Raw genomic sequence first — 16,402 nt, forward strand, 5'->3', positions numbered from 1 at the left:
CAGTGGCGAGCCCGGAATTCTTAATCCATCGCATCGAGATTCCGGGTTCGCCTCTCCAGGGCGACCCGGATCGACCAATTCAACAACAGGACGCCCGCAATGAATGCGAAGCCCGGCTTCACCGATTACATCGTCAAGGACATTTCGCTCGCCGATTTCGGCCGCAAGGAGCTCTCGCTCGCCGAGACCGAGATGCCCGGCCTGATGGCCACCCGCGAAGAGTATGGCCCGAAGCAGCCGCTGAAGGGCGCGCGTATCGCCGGCTCGCTGCACATGACGATCCAGACCGGCGTGCTGATCGAGACGCTGGCAGCGCTCGGCGCCGACATCCGCTGGGTCTCCTGCAACATCTATTCGACGCAGGACCACGCCGCGGCGGCGATCGCAGCCGCCGGCATTCCGGTGTTCGCCGTCAAGGGTGAGAGCCTTACCGAATACTGGGACTACACTGCCAAGCTGTTCGACTGGCACGGCGGCGGTCACCCGAACATGATCCTCGACGACGGTGGCGACGCCACCATGTACGTCCATCTCGGTCTGCGCGCCGAGAACGGCGACACCAAGTTCCTGGACAAGCCGGGTTCGGAAGAAGAGGAGGTCTTCTTTGCGCTTCTGAAGAAGCAGCTCAAGGAGAAGCCGAAGGGCTACTTCGCCGAGATCGCCAAGAGCATCAAGGGCGTTTCCGAAGAGACCACCACGGGCGTGCATCGTCTCTATGACATGCAGAAGGCCGGCACGCTGCTATGGCCGGCCATCAACGTCAACGACAGCGTCACCAAGTCGAAGTTCGACAACCTCTATGGCTGCCGTGAATCGCTGGTCGACGGCATTCGCCGCGGCACCGACGTGATGATGTCCGGCAAGGTCGCGATGGTTGCGGGCTTCGGCGACGTCGGCAAGGGTTCGGCCGCCTCGCTGCGCCAGGCCGGCTGCCGCGTCATGGTCTCCGAAGTCGATCCGATCTGCGCGCTGCAGGCGGCGATGGAAGGCTATGAAGTCGTGACGATGGAAGACGCCGCGCCCCGCGCGGACATCTTCGTCACCGCGACCGGCAACAAGGACATCATCACGATCGAGCACATGCGCGCGATGAAGGATCGCGCCATCGTCTGCAACATCGGTCACTTCGACAACGAGATCCAGATCGCGGGTCTTCGTAACCTGAAGTGGACCAACATCAAGCCGCAGGTCGACGAGATCGAGTTCCCCGACAAGCACCGCATCATCATGCTGTCGGAGGGCCGCCTCGTGAACCTCGGCAATGCGATGGGCCATCCGTCGTTCGTGATGTCGGCCTCCTTCACCAACCAGACGCTGGCGCAGATCGAGCTTTTCGCCAACAACAAGGACGGCAAGTACAAGAAGGAAGTCTACGTGCTGCCGAAGTCGCTCGACGAAAAGGTCGCGCGCCTGCACCTCGCCAAGATCGGCGTCAAGCTCACCGAGCTGCGCAAGGACCAGGCCGACTACATCGGAGTCAAACAGGAAGGTCCGTACAAGTCGGACCATTACCGCTACTGATCCGCTGATCGTATCTATTATCGACGCAAAGCCCCGGAGCGATCCGGGGCTTTGTTGTATCGAGCGCGACGCACGTGTCTCGTCGTGGTCGTGTCAGGGCCGATTGCCAGTTGACGAGCAATGATCCCGGTCTGACAATCCTTGGCGGCGGAGGAAGCAATGGCTCAAGACCATTTCGACGTGCTGATCGTCGGTGCCGGCCTATCCGGCATCGGAGCGGGCTATCATCTTCAGACCAAATGCCCGGGCAAGACCTACGTCGTTCTTGAAGGCCGTGACTGCATCGGCGGCACCTGGGATCTGTTTCGCTATCCCGGCGTCCGCTCCGACAGCGATATGTTCACGCTCGGCTATTCCTTCAAGCCGTGGACCGATCCGAAGGCGATCGCCGATGGCGCGCAAATCCTCAACTACGTTCGCGAAACCGCGGCCGAGAACGGCATCGAGAAGCACATCCGCTTCCACCATCGTGTCAAGCGCGCGGCGTGGTCGACGAGTGAGGCGCGCTGGACCGTCGAGGCCGAGCGCGTCACCGGCGAGGGCCTGGCAGAAATCGTGCGCTTCACCTGCAATTTCCTGTTCATGTGCTCGGGCTATTACAAATACGAGGCGGGATATACGCCGGAGTTTCCGGGCGTCGCGGATTTCGCCGGCCGCATCGTGCATCCGCAGAAATGGACCGACGACATCGACTGCGCGGGCAAGCGCATCGTCGTGATCGGCTCGGGCGCGACCGCGGTGACGCTGGTGCCAGAGCTCGCCAAGACGGCCGCGCAGGTCACCATGCTGCAGCGCTCGCCGACCTATGTGGTGTCGCGCCCGGCGCAGGATCCCGTCGCCAACAAATTGCGGCGCAATCTGCCGACGCGGCTTGCCTATCACCTGATCCGCTGGCGCAACGTGATGTGGGGGATGTTCTTCTTCCAGCTCAGTCGGCGCCGCCCTGCGAAGGTGAAGGGGCTGGTTCTCAAGGGCGTGCAGATGGCGCTCGGTCCCGACTACGATGTCGCGACCCATTTCACGCCGCGCTACAATCCCTGGGACCAGCGGCTCTGCCTCGTGCCGGATGGCGACCTGTTCAAGGCGATCCGCGAGCAGCGCGCCTCCGTGGTCACCAAAGAGATCGACACTTTCACGCACGATGGTATCCGCCTGAAGGACGGCAGCGAGCTTGCGGCGGACATCATCGTGACCGCGACGGGACTGGTGCTCCAGGTGGTCGGCGGTTTGGAGGTGAGCGTCGACGGCCGTACCGTCGATTTCGCCAACACGCTGACCTACAAGGGCATGATGTATGCCGACGTGCCTAACATGGCCTCCGCCTTCGGCTACACCAACGCATCATGGACGCTGAAATGCGACCTGACCTGCGAGTATGTCTGTCGGCTGATCAACTACATGGACCGGCACAATTTCCGGCAGTGCATGCCGCATAACGACGATCCCACGATTACCGCCCAGCCGTCGCTCGATTTCACCTCGGGTTATGTGCAGCGCTCGGTCGCAAAGATGCCGAAGCAAGGCTCGAAGCAGCCGTGGCGGCTCTACCAGAACTACGCGCTCGACATCGTCTCCTTGCGGTTCGGCCGGATCGACGATGGCGTGATGCAATATTCCTGATCGCCGCCGTCGTGTTTTGCGCGTGGTAAGCGCCAGCTTCAGATCGATCGCGAGCGCAAGAACAACTGCGTCGCCGCCGAGCCCGAACAGCACAAGAAAGTCTCCTCCGCGGTGAGCGACGCCGCACCCGGCGTCGTTTCCCTCCTGAAGAAGCGCATCGGCGCCCGCTAAGGATCGCAACCGCCAATGCGTTGTTTTGCGTATACGGCCGCTCGGGTGAATCGGCCATGCTGCCCGAACGGTTAACGCCGGATTAACCGCGGAGTCCTAGCCTGTCTCGGCCGGGGTTACTTGCAAGGCCGAGGTGAGCCCAATGGAAGCCCAGAGAATCGCGGTCGACGCCGTCGTCGCGTTGACCGATTGCGACCGCGACGCCGTCATCGCGTTCATCCGCCGCCTGTATCTCGCCGGCGTCACCGACCCGAAGCGCCTGACCTTCAAGGGTCTCCAGGCGCTGTCACGGGCCTGATTCGGCTCGTTTCGGCTCCAACTTCCAATCCCTGATCTCCGGAGCGTGATTGCAACCCTCCGGTGAATATCTTGCCGCTCGGGTCGCGTCGGGATAGATCACGTCCCCGGTAAAATCACCGGGGAACGGGGGAGATGTTCAGACAACTTTTTGCGCCGCAACTCGTCATTCTCTATGTGCTGGCGGCATCGACGATCTACGTACATTTCCGCGGCAAGCAGCGGCTGCGCTTCGCGCGCCAGCTGGGCGACCACTCGACCTATCTCGCGCCCTACAATGTGCTGATGTACGTGGCCTCGGCGGTGCCGAACAAGCCGGTGATCCCGGTCGATCAGTTTCCGGAGCTGAAAGCCCTCAGCGAAAATTGGGAGACCATTCGCGACGAGGCCGTTCGCCTGTTCGACGAAGGCTTCATTCGCGCGGCGGCGAAGAACAACGACTGGGGCTTCTACTCGTTCTTCAAGAGCGGCTGGAAGCGCTTTTACCTGAAATGGTACGACGACTTCCTGCCCTCGGCGCGCACGCTGTGCCCGAAGACGGTGGACCTGCTCAACTCCATTCCGAGCGTGCACGGTGCGATGTTTGCGATGCTGCCGCCGGGCGGCAGGCTCGGCGCTCACCGCGATCCCTTTGCCGGTTCGCTGCGCTATCACCTCGGCCTCGTCACGCCGAACTCGAACAAGTGCCGCATCCTGGTCGACGGCGTCGAATGCGTCTGGCGCGACGGCGAGGCCTTCATGTTCGACGAGACCTTCATCCACAGCGCCGAGAACGCCACCGACGTCAATCGCATCATCCTGTTCTGCGACGTTGAGCGTCCGATGAAATACGGCTTCATGACCGCGATCAACCGCTGGGTCAGCCATCACATCGTCAAGGCTTCCGCGACCCAGAACGTCGACAGCGAGAGCGTCGGCCTGCTCAACGAGGTGTTCGGCAAGCTCTACGAGGTCCATCTTGCGAGCCGCAAGGTCAAGGCATGGAATCGCAACGTCTACTACACGCTCAAGTATTCGCTGACGGCCCTGGTCCTCGGCCTCATCGTGCTGTCGGCACTGCAGTGATCGCGTCTAATGATGGTGCTTGTGTTCTTCGGAACCATCAGGGCGTTGGTAACCGCGCAGCTCCGCGTATCGTTGCATCTGGCTCCGGTCGAGCAAGGCTGTTGTCGACAGATGATATTTGAGATGGCTTTCGCGGAGCGCTGCCTGGGTTTCCGAAATGGCGACGAGGGTCGCCTTGAGTGACTCCGATGTCACGGCGCGGGCGGAGAAGAGCCGGTCCAACTCCGTCTCCTGCTCGACCAGCTTGTTACCCAGCGGGACCGCCTCTTGCTTCATGGCATCGAAGAGGCGCTGAACCTGGATGCGCTGATCGGCGGTCAGATCAAGCCGATCACCGAACTCGAGAACATGGCTCGGACCGGGATATCCATTGAGCTCGGCGGCAAGCGCCAGACCCATACCACGTCCGGCTCGCAGATCGTCGATCTGCTGCTGCGACAGCGCCTTGATGGGCCGCTGCTCGAGGCCGGCATAGGGCTGACTGGACTGCGCGCCGGCAACGTTGCACGAGACGATAAGCGTGGCTGCAAGCAGGAGAAGGCGTCTCATGAGTCTGGCTCCATGAAATCGGCCCGGTTCGTCGTCGATCTCCACCGGTGCTCTTCATATCTTGCTGGACGGTTCGCCTCATGGCAACAAAGATTGCCGTGATTGAGTTGCCGAACATGGAGCAGGCGATGGCCTCCTTGCCGACCGCGAATACCGAGATCACGCAGTTCTTTCTCCACTGGCTGGAGACCTTCGCGGGCTATGTCCGCGAGGTCGACTATGCTTCGGCGCGGCCGCTCTTCCATCCGGATGTGCTGGCCTTCGGCACGCACAACGACGTCATTCCTGGCCTCGACCAATGGGTCGCCACGCAATGGGACAACGTCTGGCCGAAAACGGCCGACTTCCGTTTCGTCATCGACCAGGCCTCGATCCTGGCGTCTCCCGATGGCGCGATGGCGACCGTGATCGTGCCGTGGACGAGCACGGGCTATCATCCCGACGGCAGCGCGTTTCCGCGCCCCGGCCGGGCCACGATGGTGTTTTCAAGACATGGCGATGATTGGCTGTGCGTGCATTCCCACATGTCGCTCAATCGCGGTGTGCCGCAGGCAAGCCACGCCAATCGGCCGGTGAAGGCCTGGTAGATCGGCATCGTCCGTCATCAAAATGCAAAAGGCCCCGGACATGTCCGGGGCCTCGTTATTTCGAGCCGCCGTAAGCCTTACTCCGGCTGGCCGATCGAGACCTTCAGCGTGCCGACGCCGTCGACACCGCATTCGAGCTTGTCGCCGGGCTGGAGCTGCGACACGCCGGCCGGCGTGCCCGTCATGATGATGTCGCCGGCGGCGAGCTTCACCTGCTGCGAGAGCTGCCAGATGATCTCGGGCACATTCCAGATCAGCTCGGTGAGGTCGCCCTTCTGCGCTTCCTTGCCGTTGACCGTGAGCCAGATCTTGCCCTTGGCAGGATGGCCGATCTTGGATGCCGGCTGCACCGCAGAGCAGGGCGCCGAATAGTCGAACGACTTGCCGACCTCCCACGGACGTTCCTTCTTGCGCGAGGCGATCTGGAGGTCGCGGCGGGTCAAGTCGATGCCGACGGCATAGCCGTAGACATGGTCGAGCGCCTTGTCGGCGGGAATGTTGAGGCCGCCGCTCTTCATTGCGACGATCAGCTCGACCTCGTGATGGAGATCCTTGGTCAGCGGCGGATAGGGAATGGTGGCGCCATCGGGCACCAGCATGTCGGCGTGCTTGGCGAAGAAGAACGGCGGCGCGCGCTCGTCATTGCCCATCTCGCGGATGTGCTCGAGGTAGTTGCGGCCGACGCACCAGATGCGGCGCACGGGATAACGGCCGTTTTCTCCGACGACGGGAAGCGAAGCCTGGGTCGGAAGCGGGATGACGTAGGAGGCGGCGTTCATGGTGCGATCTCGCTGCTCGTGAGGTGAAAGGAACTCTATGCGGTTGCGCTGATCGGCGCCAGAGCGCCGGCGTCGTGATGTTGCAGGCGGAAGAACGAGGCGTAGCGGCCGCCGCGGCGCAGCAGCTCGTCATGCCGGCCCTGCTCGACGATCTCGCCGCCCTCGACCACCAGGATCGCATCGGCGTGCATGATGGTGTGCAGGCGATGCGCGATCACGATGGTGGTGCGGCTCTGGCAGAGATGCTCGATCGCCTCCTGCACCTGCCGCTCGGACTCGGAATCGAGCGCGGCGGTGGCTTCGTCGAGCAGGATGATCGGCGCGTTCTTGATCAGCGCGCGCGCGACCGCGATGCGTTGGCGCTGGCCGCCGGACAGTTGCGTGCCGTGCTCGCCGACGGGCGTGTCGTAGCCGAGCGGGAATCCCATGATGAAATCATGCGCGCAGGCTGCTTTCGCAGCATCGATGATTTGGTCTTCGGTCGCGCCCGCGCGGCCGAAGGCGATGTTGCTGCGGATGGTGTCGCGGAACAGATAGACGTCCTGTCCCACATAGGCGGTCTGGGCCCGCAGCGATTTTCGCGAGACGGCGCCGATCGACTGGCCGTCGATCACGATGTCGCCTTGCGTCACCTCGTAGAAGCGCAGCAGCAATCCCAGCACGGTCGATTTGCCGCCGCCGGACGGGCCGACCAATGCTGTGACCCTGCCGGGCTCGGCAACAAAGCTCATGCGGTTGAGGACGGTCTCACCGTTGCGATAGGAGAAGCTGACGTCGCGCAGCTCGATGCGCGCAGTCGACAGTTTCAGCGCCGGCTTGTCGTCGTCGGAATGCTCGCTCGCGGGGCTGTCGACGACTTCGAGCAGCATGCGGGCGCCGACGAGCTGGCTGTTGAGGTCGATGTTGAGCCGCGCCAGCCGCTTGGCCGGCTCGGTCGCCATCAGGAAGGCGGTCATGAAGGAAAAGAACGCGCCGGGCGTGGCGTTGAGCGCGACCACACTGTAGCCGCCATAAAGCAGGCAGCCGGCAACCGCGAAGCCGCCCAGCATCTCCATCAGCGGATTGGAGCGGTTGGCGACGCGGGCCATCTTGTTGGCGTTGCGCTCGACGATCGCGATGTTCTCGTCGATGCGGGTCTGCATGGTGTCTTCGAGCGTGAATGCCTTGACCGTGCGGATGCCCTGCAGCGATTCCTGCATCGTCTCGAGAATGTCGGCGGTACCGGTGAACTGGTTGTAGGCGAGGCCCTTGATGCGCTTGACCAGCTTGCGTAGCACCAGCATCGCCGGCGGCACCGCGACGAGGCCGATGAACGACATCACCGGATCCTGCCACACCATCACGCCGATCATGGCGAGCAACATCATGAGGTCGCGCCCGACCGCATTGACCAGCATGTTGAGGACATCGGTGATGGACTTTGCGCCGGCCGTCAGCCGCGCCAGGAATTCCGACGAATGCCGCTCGGAGAAGAAGCCGACGCTCTCGCGCATCAGCTTGGCGAACAGCTGACGCTGGTTGGTGGCGAGGATCGCGTTGGAGATCTTGGTCAGGATCACCATGTGACCGTAGGTCGCCACGCCCTTGATGAAGAGCAGGATCACCGTGATGCCCGAGAACATCGCGATGCCCGGGATGTTCTTGTCGACATAGGCCTGGTTGATGACCTGGCCGAGCACGTAGGTCGCGCCCGCGGTCGACCCGGCGGCAAGCGCCATCAGCGCGAAGGCGACGAGATAGCGCCGCCAATAGATGATCCCCTGTTCCGTGACCAGGCGGCGAATCAGGACCGCTGCCGCATAGGGATCGTCGGTGATTTTCTTTGGAAACTGAGCCATCCGCAGTCCATTGACGGCACAGGAATAAGCCTGCCCGCGCGTCAGGGATCGAACGGCCTCTGTGCCCGCTAAGCCGGCGCTTTTCAAGCCCAATTAAGGGCTTGCGCTGGAATGGAATCTAGGCCGAGGCGGCGTGGCGGAGCTCGCCGTGGCGCTCGCGGAACAGCTTTTCCTCCCACGCCAGCGCATGGGCGGCGATGGTCTCGAGGTCGTCGTATTGCGGCTTCCAGTCGAGCAGGCCGCGGATGCGGCTGGTGTCCGCGACCATGGTCATGATGTCGCCGGGCCGGCGCGGGGCGTATTGCACGGCGAAGCTGCGGCCCGAGACACGGCGTACCGCGTCGATGGTTTCCAGCACCGAGTAGCCGCGGCCATAGCCGCAATTGAGCGTCGTCGAGGCGCCGCCGTTGCGCAAATAGGCGAGCGCCGAGCGATGGGCCTGCGACAGGTCCGTGACATGGATGAAGTCGCGAATGCAGCTGCCGTCCGGGGTCGGATAGTCGGTGCCGAACACGTCGATCTTGGCGCGCTGGCCGGTTGCGGCTTCCACCGCGATCTTGAGCAGGTGCGTGGCGCCGACGGTGGCAAGGCCGATGCGGGCCCGCGGATCGGCACCCGCAACGTTGAAATAGCGCAGGGTCACGTATTGCATGCCGTAGGCGGCGGCGACATCGTGCAGCATGATCTCGGTCATCAGCTTCGACGAACCGTAGGGCGACAGCGGCCGTGTCGGCGCATGCTCGGGCACCGGCACCTGGTCCGGATCGCCGTAGACCGCCGCGGTCGACGAGAAGATGAAACGGTCGATGCCGCGCTTGACCGCGACATTGAGCAGGTTGCGCGCGGTCGTGAAATTGTTGCGGTAATAGCCGAGCGGATCGCGCATCGAATCCGGCACGACCACCGAGCCCGCGAAATGGATGATGCTCTCGATGTTGTGCTGGGCGATCACGCCTTCGACCAGGTTCTCGTCGCCGGCATCGCCAATGAACAGCGGCACGCCTTCGGGCAGATAGGCCGAGAAACCCGTGGAGAGATCGTCGATCACGACGACGTCCTCGCCGGCTTCCGCCAGCGCCAGAACCGTGTGGCTTCCGATATAGCCGGCACCGCCGGTGACAAGCACAGTCATGATCTCACCCGTCTTCGATCAACGCTCCAAGCTAACGTTTACGTGGTGAAGAGTGGGTATCGGCGCGGCTGAACTGGTCACTATGCTTAATGTTGCGTATAGGGACTTTCGAAACGGAGCGTGGCGTGGCGAATTCCCCAAGCGATCTCGAAGTGATCGTGCCAAATCTGCACAGGCGCTATTCCGGGGTCACCGCGACCAACCGGATGGTGGCGCCGCGGCTGGCAAAGCTGTTTCGCGCCGCGTGGTTCGGCTCCGACGCGCCGGAGGGGCTCGCGCGCCTGAACGGTTCCGATCTCCTGAGATTGTGGCGCCGCAAGGCGCCGGTGATCTGGCACGCGCGCCGCAACAACGAGATGATCGCCGGCGTGCTGTTGCGCTTGCTCGGTTGGCCGCTCAAGCTCGTCTTCACCTCGGCGGCACAGCGCCATCATAGCTGGATCACGCGCTGGCTGATCCGGCGCATGGACGCGATCATCGCGACATCAGATCTTTCGGCCTCGTTCCTGAAGGTGAAGTCGACGGTGATTCCGCATGGCGTCGACACCGCCGTCTATGCGCCGCCGCTCGACCGCATTGCTGCCTTCGCGGAAACCGCGCTGCCGGGCCGTTACGCGATCGGCTGCTTCGGCCGGGTACGCGCGCAGAAGGGCACCGACGTGTTCGTCGATGCGATGTGCCGCCTGCTGCCGCGCTATCCGGATTTCACCGCTGTCATCGTCGGCCAGGTCACGCCCGAGCAAACTGTTTTTGCCAACGACCTGAAGAAGCGGATCGAGGCCGCCGGCCTGCAATCGCGCATCGTCATCACTGGCGAACTACCGATCGAAGACGTGCAGCGCTGGTATCAGCGGCTGACGATCTACGCCTTCACCTCGCGCAACGAAGGTTTTGGCCTGACATTGATCGAGGCGATGGCGGCTGGCAGCGCGCTGGTCGCCGCGCGCGCCGGCGCGGCCGAACTCGTGGTCGAGGATGGTGTGACTGGCGTGCTGATCCCCGCCGGTGATGCGAATGCGCTGGCAGCAGCGGTCGAGCCGCTGATGCGCGATGTTGCCACGGCAACCGCGATGGGCGAGCGCGGGCGGGCACGGGTGCTCGAACGGTTCAGCCTCGATGCGGAAGCGGCGCGGATCGGCGAGGTGTATCGGCCGCTGCTTTGAGCCGGCGCTTCTATGCCCGCAAACAAAAAATCTCGAAAACAACCCCATGCACAGTAGCCGGAGACAGCAAAATCAACGGCTTGGCTGCTCGCGTGATGATCTGCTGATTTTACGAAATCTGTTTGACTCGTCGGGCAAAACACTGGCATGATGTCATCATCGGCGTAGCTTCGACGGCCTTCACGTCGCAGCCCTTGCTCCCACCTCACTCAGCACCCGCTGCGCAATCTCCACCACCTCGCTCGCCGCGATATCTCGCATGCAGCGGTGGTCGTTCATCCTGCAGGTCGTGCTCTGGCAGGGCTGGCAGGAGAGCACGCTCTTGTCCTGGACCACGGTCGCGGCGAGGCTGTTGAGGGGGGCCCAGAGATAGGGGCTGGTCGGCCCGAAGATGCCCATGGTCGGCGTGCCGAGGGCGGCTGCGATGTGCATCAAGCCGGAATCGTTGGAGATCGCGACGCCGGCCGCAGCCATGGCCAGCACGCCGTTGCGCAGATCATTGCCGGTGAGGTCCCGCACCCCAGGGCCGCCGGCGGTCCCGGCGCCGCCGGCCGCGACGATCTCCTGGGCGAGGCCCTTTTCCCCGGGGCCGCCGACAACCCAGACCTCGAGGCCGCGCTCGGCGAGCAAGCGAGCGGCCTGGGGATAGTAGGTCCAGCGTTTTGAGACGCCGACCGAGCCGGGGGCGAGCGCTACGGCAGCGCCTGCGCTGAGGCCGTTGGCCTGCCGCCAGCGGACGATGTCCTCGGCCGGGACCCGCAATTGCGGCACCGGCCATTCCCCCGGCAGAGGTGCGCCATCGGGCTGGGCGAGGGCGGCGTTCTTGTCGATGAAGCGCGGCAATTTCTTTTCGCCCCAGCGCCAGCGGTTGAGCAGGCCGAACCGGAACTCGCCGACGAAGCCGACCCTTTCGGGGATGCCGGCTAAAGCGGGCGCAATGGCGGCCTTCCAGGTCCGGGGCAGCACCAGGGCGGTGCCATAGTTCCGCTCGCGCAGGAGCTTCGCCAGGCCGAGCTGGCGGCCCACGGCGAGGCGGCCGCGCGGCAGGTCCCAGACGATCGCATCGCGCACGCCGGGCATGTAATCGACCAGGGGCGCGCACAGGGAGGTCGTGAGCAGATCGACCGGGCGGTTCGGCCAGCGCTCGTTCAGGACCCGCACGACGGTGTGATTCCGGACGAAATCGCCGATCCACATGTAGGGGACGATCAGGATCGGGCGCGTGTCGCTCCGATCTGCATTTCCACTAAGTTGCGAATCTTTGTTCATTCGTTAAATTGGCCGCGGTGCGCTGATATGGCGGTTCGGTTAGCCGCTCCGGGCCGGCAGGTAAAGCCGGCTAAGCGGCAATCCCAAAACCGCTTACACTTTGGCGGATCATGCGCTAGGGCAGAACCGGGCCGCAAAACTTCGGGCAGGCAAAATCTGGCAGGGAAGTTGGAATGTTGCTGGTGACCGGCGGGGCCGGTTTTATCGGATCGAATGTCGTCGCCGCGCTGAACGAGGCCGGCCGCAGCGACGTCGTCGTCTGTGATTTCCTTGGCAACGAGGGCAAATGGCGCAACCTCGCCAAGCGGCAGCTTGTGGATATCGTGCCGCCGGCCGAGCTGCCGGACTGGCTGAAGGGCCGCAAGCTCGATGCCGTGATCCATCTCGGGGCGATTTCCGCGACCACCGCCACCGATGGCGACCTGGTGTTCGAGACCAACTTCCGCCTGTCGATGCGTCTCCTGGACTGGTGCACGGCGAATGCCGTGCCGCTGATCTACGCCTCCTCGGCGGCGACCTATGGCGACGGCGAGGCAGGATTTGACGACGACAGCTCTGTGCCTGCGCTGAAGAAACTGCGGCCGATGAATCTCTACGGGTGGAGCAAGCAGCTGTTCGATCTCGCCGTCGCCGAGCGCGCAGCGAACGGCGAGAAGCTGCCGCCGCAATGGGCCGGGCTGAAATTCTTCAACGTGTTCGGCCCCAACGAATACCACAAGGGCTCGATGATGAGCGTGCTGGCGCGCCGCTTCGACGACGTCAAAGCGGGTCGCGTCGTGCAGTTGTTCAAGTCGCATCGCGAGGGCATCGCCGACGGTGATCAGCGCCGCGATTTCATCTATGTCGACGATGTCGTGCGCGTGATCATGTGGCTGCTGGCAACGCCCTCGGTGTCCGGGCTGTACAATGTCGGCACCGGCAAGGCACGCAGCTTCAGGGACCTGATGCTGGCTGCCTATGCCGCGCTCGGCGCCAGCCCCAACATCGAATACATCGACATGCCCGAGCAGATCCGCGGCAGCTACCAGTACTTCACCCAGAGCAAGGTCGATCGCCTCCACCGCGCCGGCTATAATGGCGGTTTCACGACGCTCGAGGACGCGGTGAAGACCTATGTCGGGGATTATCTCGACCGGCCCGACCGCTTCCGCTGAGGCCCATCACCATGCCGACGCCCATTCTCGATTTCGATGCCCTCGCACAAGCCATCTCGGGCCGCACGGTGCTGTGCATCGGCGACATCATGCTGGACGAGTTCGTCTATGGCGAGGTGTCGCGGATCTCGCCGGAAGCGCCGGCGCCGGTCATCGCGGCACAGCGCAGCGAGATCCATATCGGCGGTGCCGGCAATGTCGCGCGCAACGTCGCCGCGCTCGGCGCGCGCTGCATCTTCGTCGGCCTCGTCGGCGAGGACGATGCGGGCAGGCAGCTCGCCTCGACGCTTGCGGAGCAGGGTGCAATCGAAAGCGTGCTGGTGTGCGATCCCTCGCGTCCGACCACGCGGAAAGTCCGTTTCGTCTCCGAGCATTTTTCCACGCACATGCTGCGTGCGGATTGGGAGCAGTCACAGCCTGCTTCCGATACGATCGAGACCAAGCTGATCGAAGTGATCCTGCCGCAGATCGCGCGCGCCGACATCGTGCTGCTGTCCGACTACGCCAAGGGCGTGCTGACCGCCCGGGTCATCCGGCACACAATCGACGCCGCGCGAAAGCTCGGTAAGCCGGTGATCGTCGATCCCAAAAGCCTGAACTGGGCGATCTATCGCGGCGCGACGCTGCTCACGCCCAATCGCAAGGAATTTTCGGAAGCGACCCGAAGCCGCGCCGACACCCCGCAGAGCATCGTCGATGCCAGCGAGGACGTGATGCGGCTCGCCGATTGCGAGGCGATCCTGGTCACGCAAGGCGAGCACGGCATGACGCTGGTGCCGCGCAACGGCGAGGCCGTTCACGTTCCGGCGTTTCCGGTCAAGGTGCGTGACGTCTCCGGCGCCGGCGACACCGTTGCCGCGGCGCTCGCGGTGTCGCTCGCCACCGGCGCGGACTGGGACACTGCGCTCCGCATGGCCAGTGCCGCGGCCGCCGTCGCCGTCGGCAAGCAGGGCACCGCCAGCGTGAGCGCGGCCGAGCTGAAGCGAAAGATATTGCCGCATGCCTATCTCGCGGCCGAGGAGAAGATCGTGCTCGAGCCCGGCGCGCTCGACGCGCAGCTCGCGGAATGGAAGAAGCAAGGCCAGCGCGTCGGCTTCACCAATGGCTGCTTCGACATCCTGCATCCCGGCCACGTCAAGGTGCTGACTGCGGCGCGCTCCGCCTGCGACCGGCTGATCGTGGGGCTGAACAGCGACGCTTCGGTCCGGCGGCTGAAGGGCGCCGACCGCCCCGTTCAGGACGAGCGAGCGCGTGCGGAAGTGCTGGCGGCGCTCGAAGCCGTCGATCTCGTCGTTATTTTCGATGAGGATACGCCGATCGACCTGATTACCCGCATCAAGCCGAGTGCGCTGATCAAAGGGGGCGATTACACCCGCGAGCAGGTGGTCGGCCATGAGGTCGTCGAGGCCGCGGGCGGGACGGTGGTGCTGGTCGATATTCTCCAGGGCTTCAGCACAACCGCGCTGGTTCATCGCGCGCGGGGAGAGGGCAAGTGACGACGCTCGCCGGGGAGACGACCGGCCAGGTGCTGTGGCGGCGTCTGCGCAGTCCGGCGGCCTGGTCCGAGACGGTCGATCTGTTTGCGATCCTGACTGCGGCCTCGCTGCCATGGTCGACGTCTCTTGCGGCGATATTCAATGTCCTGATGCTGCTCTCTCTCGTGCCGTTCCTCGACGTCCGTGAGTTCCTGCAATCGCTCAAGCGTCCGATCTGTGCGGCGCCGATTGCGCTGGTCCTGCTCGCGCTGGTCGGGACGCTGTGGTCGGACGCGGCCTGGGGCGCGCGCTTCTACGCGGTCAATCCGACCGTCAAGCTGCTGGTGTTGCCGGTCCTGCTCTATCATTTTGCGCGCTCGCCGCGCGGACATTGGGTGTTCGTCGCCTTCCTGGTGTCCTGCGCGCTGCTGTCGGTGATGTCCTGGCTCGTCGCCTTCTACCCCGACCTCGCGCTCAAATCCGACCGCGTCGAGCGCGGCATCTTCGTCAAGAACTACATCGACCAGAGCCAGGAGTTCACGCTCTGCGCGGTCGCGCTCGCCTATCCGATCGTGCAGTTGCTGCGCGAGAGGCGCTACTGGATCGCCGCGCTGCTCACGGCGCTTGCGCTCGCCTTCTTCGCCAACATGGTGTTCGTGGTGGTATCGCGCACCGCGCTCCTCGCCATTCCGGTCCTGTTCGGTGTGTTTGCGTTGCTTCATCTGAGATGGCGCAGCATCGCGATCATCTCCGCCGCCCTGCTCGTGGGTGCGGTTCTCGCCTGGCAGGCTTCGCCGCAATTGCGCAAGACCGCCGACAGCTTTGCCAGCGACTACACGCGCTATGTCGAAAAAGGCGCGCCGACCTCGGCAGGCTTGCGGCTCGAATTCTGGCGGAAATCCCTCGGCTTCTTCGCGGAGGCGCCGGTCAAGGGGCACGGCACGGGCTCGACGCGCGGATTGTTCGAACGTGCCGCGACGCCGGGCGACGCTCAGTATCAGGCATCCGCCCAGGTGATCGGCAACCCGCATAACCAGACGCTGAACGTGGCCGTGCAATGGGGCATCATCGGGGTCGCCGCTCTTTACGCCATCTGGATCCTGCATCTGCTTTTGTTTCGCGGCGACGGGCTCGCAAACTGGGTCGGCCTCCTGGTCGTGGTCCAGAACGTCTTCACCTCGCTGTTCAACTCCCATCTGTTCGACTTCCACGAGGGCTGGATGTACGTCATCGGTGTCGGCGTTGCCGGCGGCATGGTGATCCGGGCGCAGCAGGCCGGGGCGAAGCCGGCGGAAGCCGGTTCCTGAACGGGCGGCGGATAGCAAACCTCGACCGGCAAGCTTGACCGGCAAACCTTGACTGGCAAGCCTTGACTGGCATGTCCGGCCGAGATGGGTTATCAGCGCGATCAGGTTGCATCTAACTGGATTTTCGGTCAGCGGATGACGCGTCTTTCGCATCTCACCTTGCGCAATTTCATGATCGCGCTCCACGACCTGCTGGCGACCACGGCGGCGCTGTTTGCCGCTTTCTATCTGCGGTTCGAGGGCGGCGACGGCTTCTTCGACCGCCTGCCGCTGCTGATCCAGATCCTGCCCTATTTTCTCGCCTTCAGCGTGGTCGTGTTCTTCGTCTTCAACTTGACCACGACGAAATGGCGCTTCATCTCACTGCCCGACGCGCTGAACATCATCCGCGTCGCGACCGTGCTTACGGTTGCGCTCCTGGCGCTCGACTACATCTTCGTCGCCCCCAACGTCCGCGGCGCCTTCTTCCTCGGCA

General features: G+C 63.8%; 14 protein-coding genes and 1 pseudogene. 10 read left to right on the plus strand and 5 right to left on the minus strand.

Annotated features, from left to right (window positions below):
* Positions 1-99 precede the first annotated feature (99 nt).
* From ahcY to AC0L3S_RS33055, 4 genes are all read left to right on the plus strand, one after another.
* Complete coding sequence (ahcY, locus tag AC0L3S_RS33040) at positions 100-1,521, plus strand: adenosylhomocysteinase (RefSeq protein WP_007601979.1); 1,422 nt, start codon at positions 100-102, stop codon at positions 1,519-1,521.
* A gap of 159 nt (positions 1,522-1,680) precedes the next feature.
* A complete protein-coding gene (locus AC0L3S_RS33045; protein WP_473283901.1) occupies positions 1,681-3,141 on the plus strand; it encodes a flavin-containing monooxygenase in 1,461 nt (486 codons plus the stop codon).
* 313 nt (positions 3,142-3,454) lie between these two features.
* Entirely contained in the window at positions 3,455-3,610 is a 156-nt protein-coding gene (locus AC0L3S_RS33050) for a hypothetical protein (RefSeq protein WP_007612486.1), read from the plus strand.
* Positions 3,611-3,744: 134 nt separating this feature from the next.
* Positions 3,745-4,674: an aspartyl/asparaginyl beta-hydroxylase domain-containing protein gene (locus AC0L3S_RS33055; protein WP_473283903.1), complete on the plus strand. Its 930-nt coding sequence runs from the start codon at positions 3,745-3,747 to the stop codon at positions 4,672-4,674.
* Between the two features lie 6 nt (positions 4,675-4,680).
* Here the strand turns inward: AC0L3S_RS33055 and AC0L3S_RS33060 are convergent, their stop codons facing one another.
* Positions 4,681-5,223, minus strand: coding sequence for a Spy/CpxP family protein refolding chaperone (locus tag AC0L3S_RS33060; RefSeq protein ID WP_473283905.1), 543 nt, complete (start codon positions 5,221-5,223; stop codon positions 4,681-4,683).
* A 128-nt stretch (positions 5,224-5,351) separates the two neighbouring features.
* Between AC0L3S_RS33060 and AC0L3S_RS33065 the strand changes: the two genes are divergently transcribed.
* Positions 5,352-5,810: a YybH family protein gene (locus AC0L3S_RS33065; RefSeq protein WP_473283924.1), complete on the plus strand. Its 459-nt coding sequence runs from the start codon at positions 5,352-5,354 to the stop codon at positions 5,808-5,810.
* Positions 5,811-5,887: 77 nt separating this feature from the next.
* Here AC0L3S_RS33065 and AC0L3S_RS33070 read toward each other — a convergent pair whose 3' ends face one another.
* From AC0L3S_RS33070 to galE, 3 genes are all read right to left on the minus strand, one after another.
* Complete coding sequence (locus AC0L3S_RS33070) at positions 5,888-6,589, minus strand: fumarylacetoacetate hydrolase family protein (RefSeq protein ID WP_473283907.1); 702 nt, start codon at positions 6,587-6,589, stop codon at positions 5,888-5,890.
* Positions 6,590-6,624: 35 nt separating this feature from the next.
* A complete protein-coding gene (locus tag AC0L3S_RS33075) occupies positions 6,625-8,427 on the minus strand; it encodes an ABC transporter ATP-binding protein (protein WP_473283909.1) in 1,803 nt (600 codons plus the stop codon).
* 118 nt (positions 8,428-8,545) lie between these two features.
* Positions 8,546-9,559 (minus strand): UDP-glucose 4-epimerase GalE, encoded by a 1,014-nt coding sequence (gene galE / locus AC0L3S_RS33080; RefSeq protein ID WP_473283911.1) that lies wholly within the window; start codon positions 9,557-9,559, stop codon positions 8,546-8,548.
* A 125-nt stretch (positions 9,560-9,684) separates the two neighbouring features.
* Here galE and AC0L3S_RS33085 point away from each other — a divergent pair, with 125 nt between their 5' ends.
* On the plus strand, positions 9,685-10,722 hold the full coding sequence (locus AC0L3S_RS33085; RefSeq protein ID WP_473283913.1) for a glycosyltransferase family 4 protein: 1,038 nt from the start codon (positions 9,685-9,687) through the stop codon (positions 10,720-10,722).
* Between the two features lie 180 nt (positions 10,723-10,902).
* On the opposite strand, the gene waaF is transcribed toward AC0L3S_RS33085, so the two are convergent.
* Positions 10,903-11,991: a lipopolysaccharide heptosyltransferase II gene (gene waaF, locus AC0L3S_RS33090; RefSeq protein ID WP_473283916.1), complete on the minus strand. Its 1,089-nt coding sequence runs from the start codon at positions 11,989-11,991 to the stop codon at positions 10,903-10,905.
* Positions 11,992-12,164: 173 nt separating this feature from the next.
* Between waaF and rfaD the strand changes: the two genes are divergently transcribed.
* From rfaD to AC0L3S_RS33110, 4 genes and pseudogenes are all read left to right on the plus strand, one after another.
* Positions 12,165-13,145 (plus strand): ADP-glyceromanno-heptose 6-epimerase, encoded by a 981-nt coding sequence (gene rfaD / locus AC0L3S_RS33095; RefSeq protein WP_473283918.1) that lies wholly within the window; start codon positions 12,165-12,167, stop codon positions 13,143-13,145.
* A gap of 11 nt (positions 13,146-13,156) precedes the next feature.
* On the plus strand, positions 13,157-14,641 hold the full coding sequence (gene rfaE1, locus AC0L3S_RS33100; protein WP_473283920.1) for a D-glycero-beta-D-manno-heptose-7-phosphate kinase: 1,485 nt from the start codon (positions 13,157-13,159) through the stop codon (positions 14,639-14,641).
* A complete protein-coding gene (locus tag AC0L3S_RS33105; RefSeq protein WP_473283922.1) occupies positions 14,638-15,927 on the plus strand; it encodes an O-antigen ligase family protein in 1,290 nt (429 codons plus the stop codon). The genes rfaE1 and AC0L3S_RS33105 overlap by 4 nt, the downstream gene beginning before the upstream one ends.
* Positions 15,928-16,062: 135 nt before the next feature.
* Positions 16,063-16,402 (plus strand): annotated as a pseudogene (locus AC0L3S_RS33110) (capsular biosynthesis protein); the annotation flags it as partial.

This window comes from Bradyrhizobium sp. Ken01 (assembly GCF_055807355.1).

Excerpts from the sequence above, each read along its gene's own strand:
- ahcY (WP_007601979.1), top strand. The coding sequence starts at position 100 with ATGAATGCGAAGCCCGGCTTCACCGATTACATCGTCAAGGACATTTCG.
- AC0L3S_RS33045 (WP_473283901.1), top strand. The coding sequence starts at position 1,681 with ATGGCTCAAGACCATTTCGACGTGCTGATCGTCGGTGCCGGCCTATCC.
- AC0L3S_RS33050 (WP_007612486.1), top strand. The coding sequence starts at position 3,455 with ATGGAAGCCCAGAGAATCGCGGTCGACGCCGTCGTCGCGTTGACCGAT.
- AC0L3S_RS33055 (WP_473283903.1), top strand. The coding sequence starts at position 3,745 with ATGTTCAGACAACTTTTTGCGCCGCAACTCGTCATTCTCTATGTGCTG.
- AC0L3S_RS33060 (WP_473283905.1), bottom strand. The coding sequence starts at position 5,223 with ATGAGACGCCTTCTCCTGCTTGCAGCCACGCTTATCGTCTCGTGCAAC.
- AC0L3S_RS33065 (WP_473283924.1), top strand. The coding sequence starts at position 5,352 with ATGGCCTCCTTGCCGACCGCGAATACCGAGATCACGCAGTTCTTTCTC.
- AC0L3S_RS33070 (WP_473283907.1), bottom strand. The coding sequence starts at position 6,589 with ATGAACGCCGCCTCCTACGTCATCCCGCTTCCGACCCAGGCTTCGCTT.
- AC0L3S_RS33075 (WP_473283909.1), bottom strand. The coding sequence starts at position 8,427 with ATGGCTCAGTTTCCAAAGAAAATCACCGACGATCCCTATGCGGCAGCG.
- galE (WP_473283911.1), bottom strand. The coding sequence starts at position 9,559 with ATGACTGTGCTTGTCACCGGCGGTGCCGGCTATATCGGAAGCCACACG.
- waaF (WP_473283916.1), bottom strand. The coding sequence starts at position 11,991 with ATGAACAAAGATTCGCAACTTAGTGGAAATGCAGATCGGAGCGACACG.
- rfaD (WP_473283918.1), top strand. The coding sequence starts at position 12,165 with ATGTTGCTGGTGACCGGCGGGGCCGGTTTTATCGGATCGAATGTCGTC.
- rfaE1 (WP_473283920.1), top strand. The coding sequence starts at position 13,157 with ATGCCGACGCCCATTCTCGATTTCGATGCCCTCGCACAAGCCATCTCG.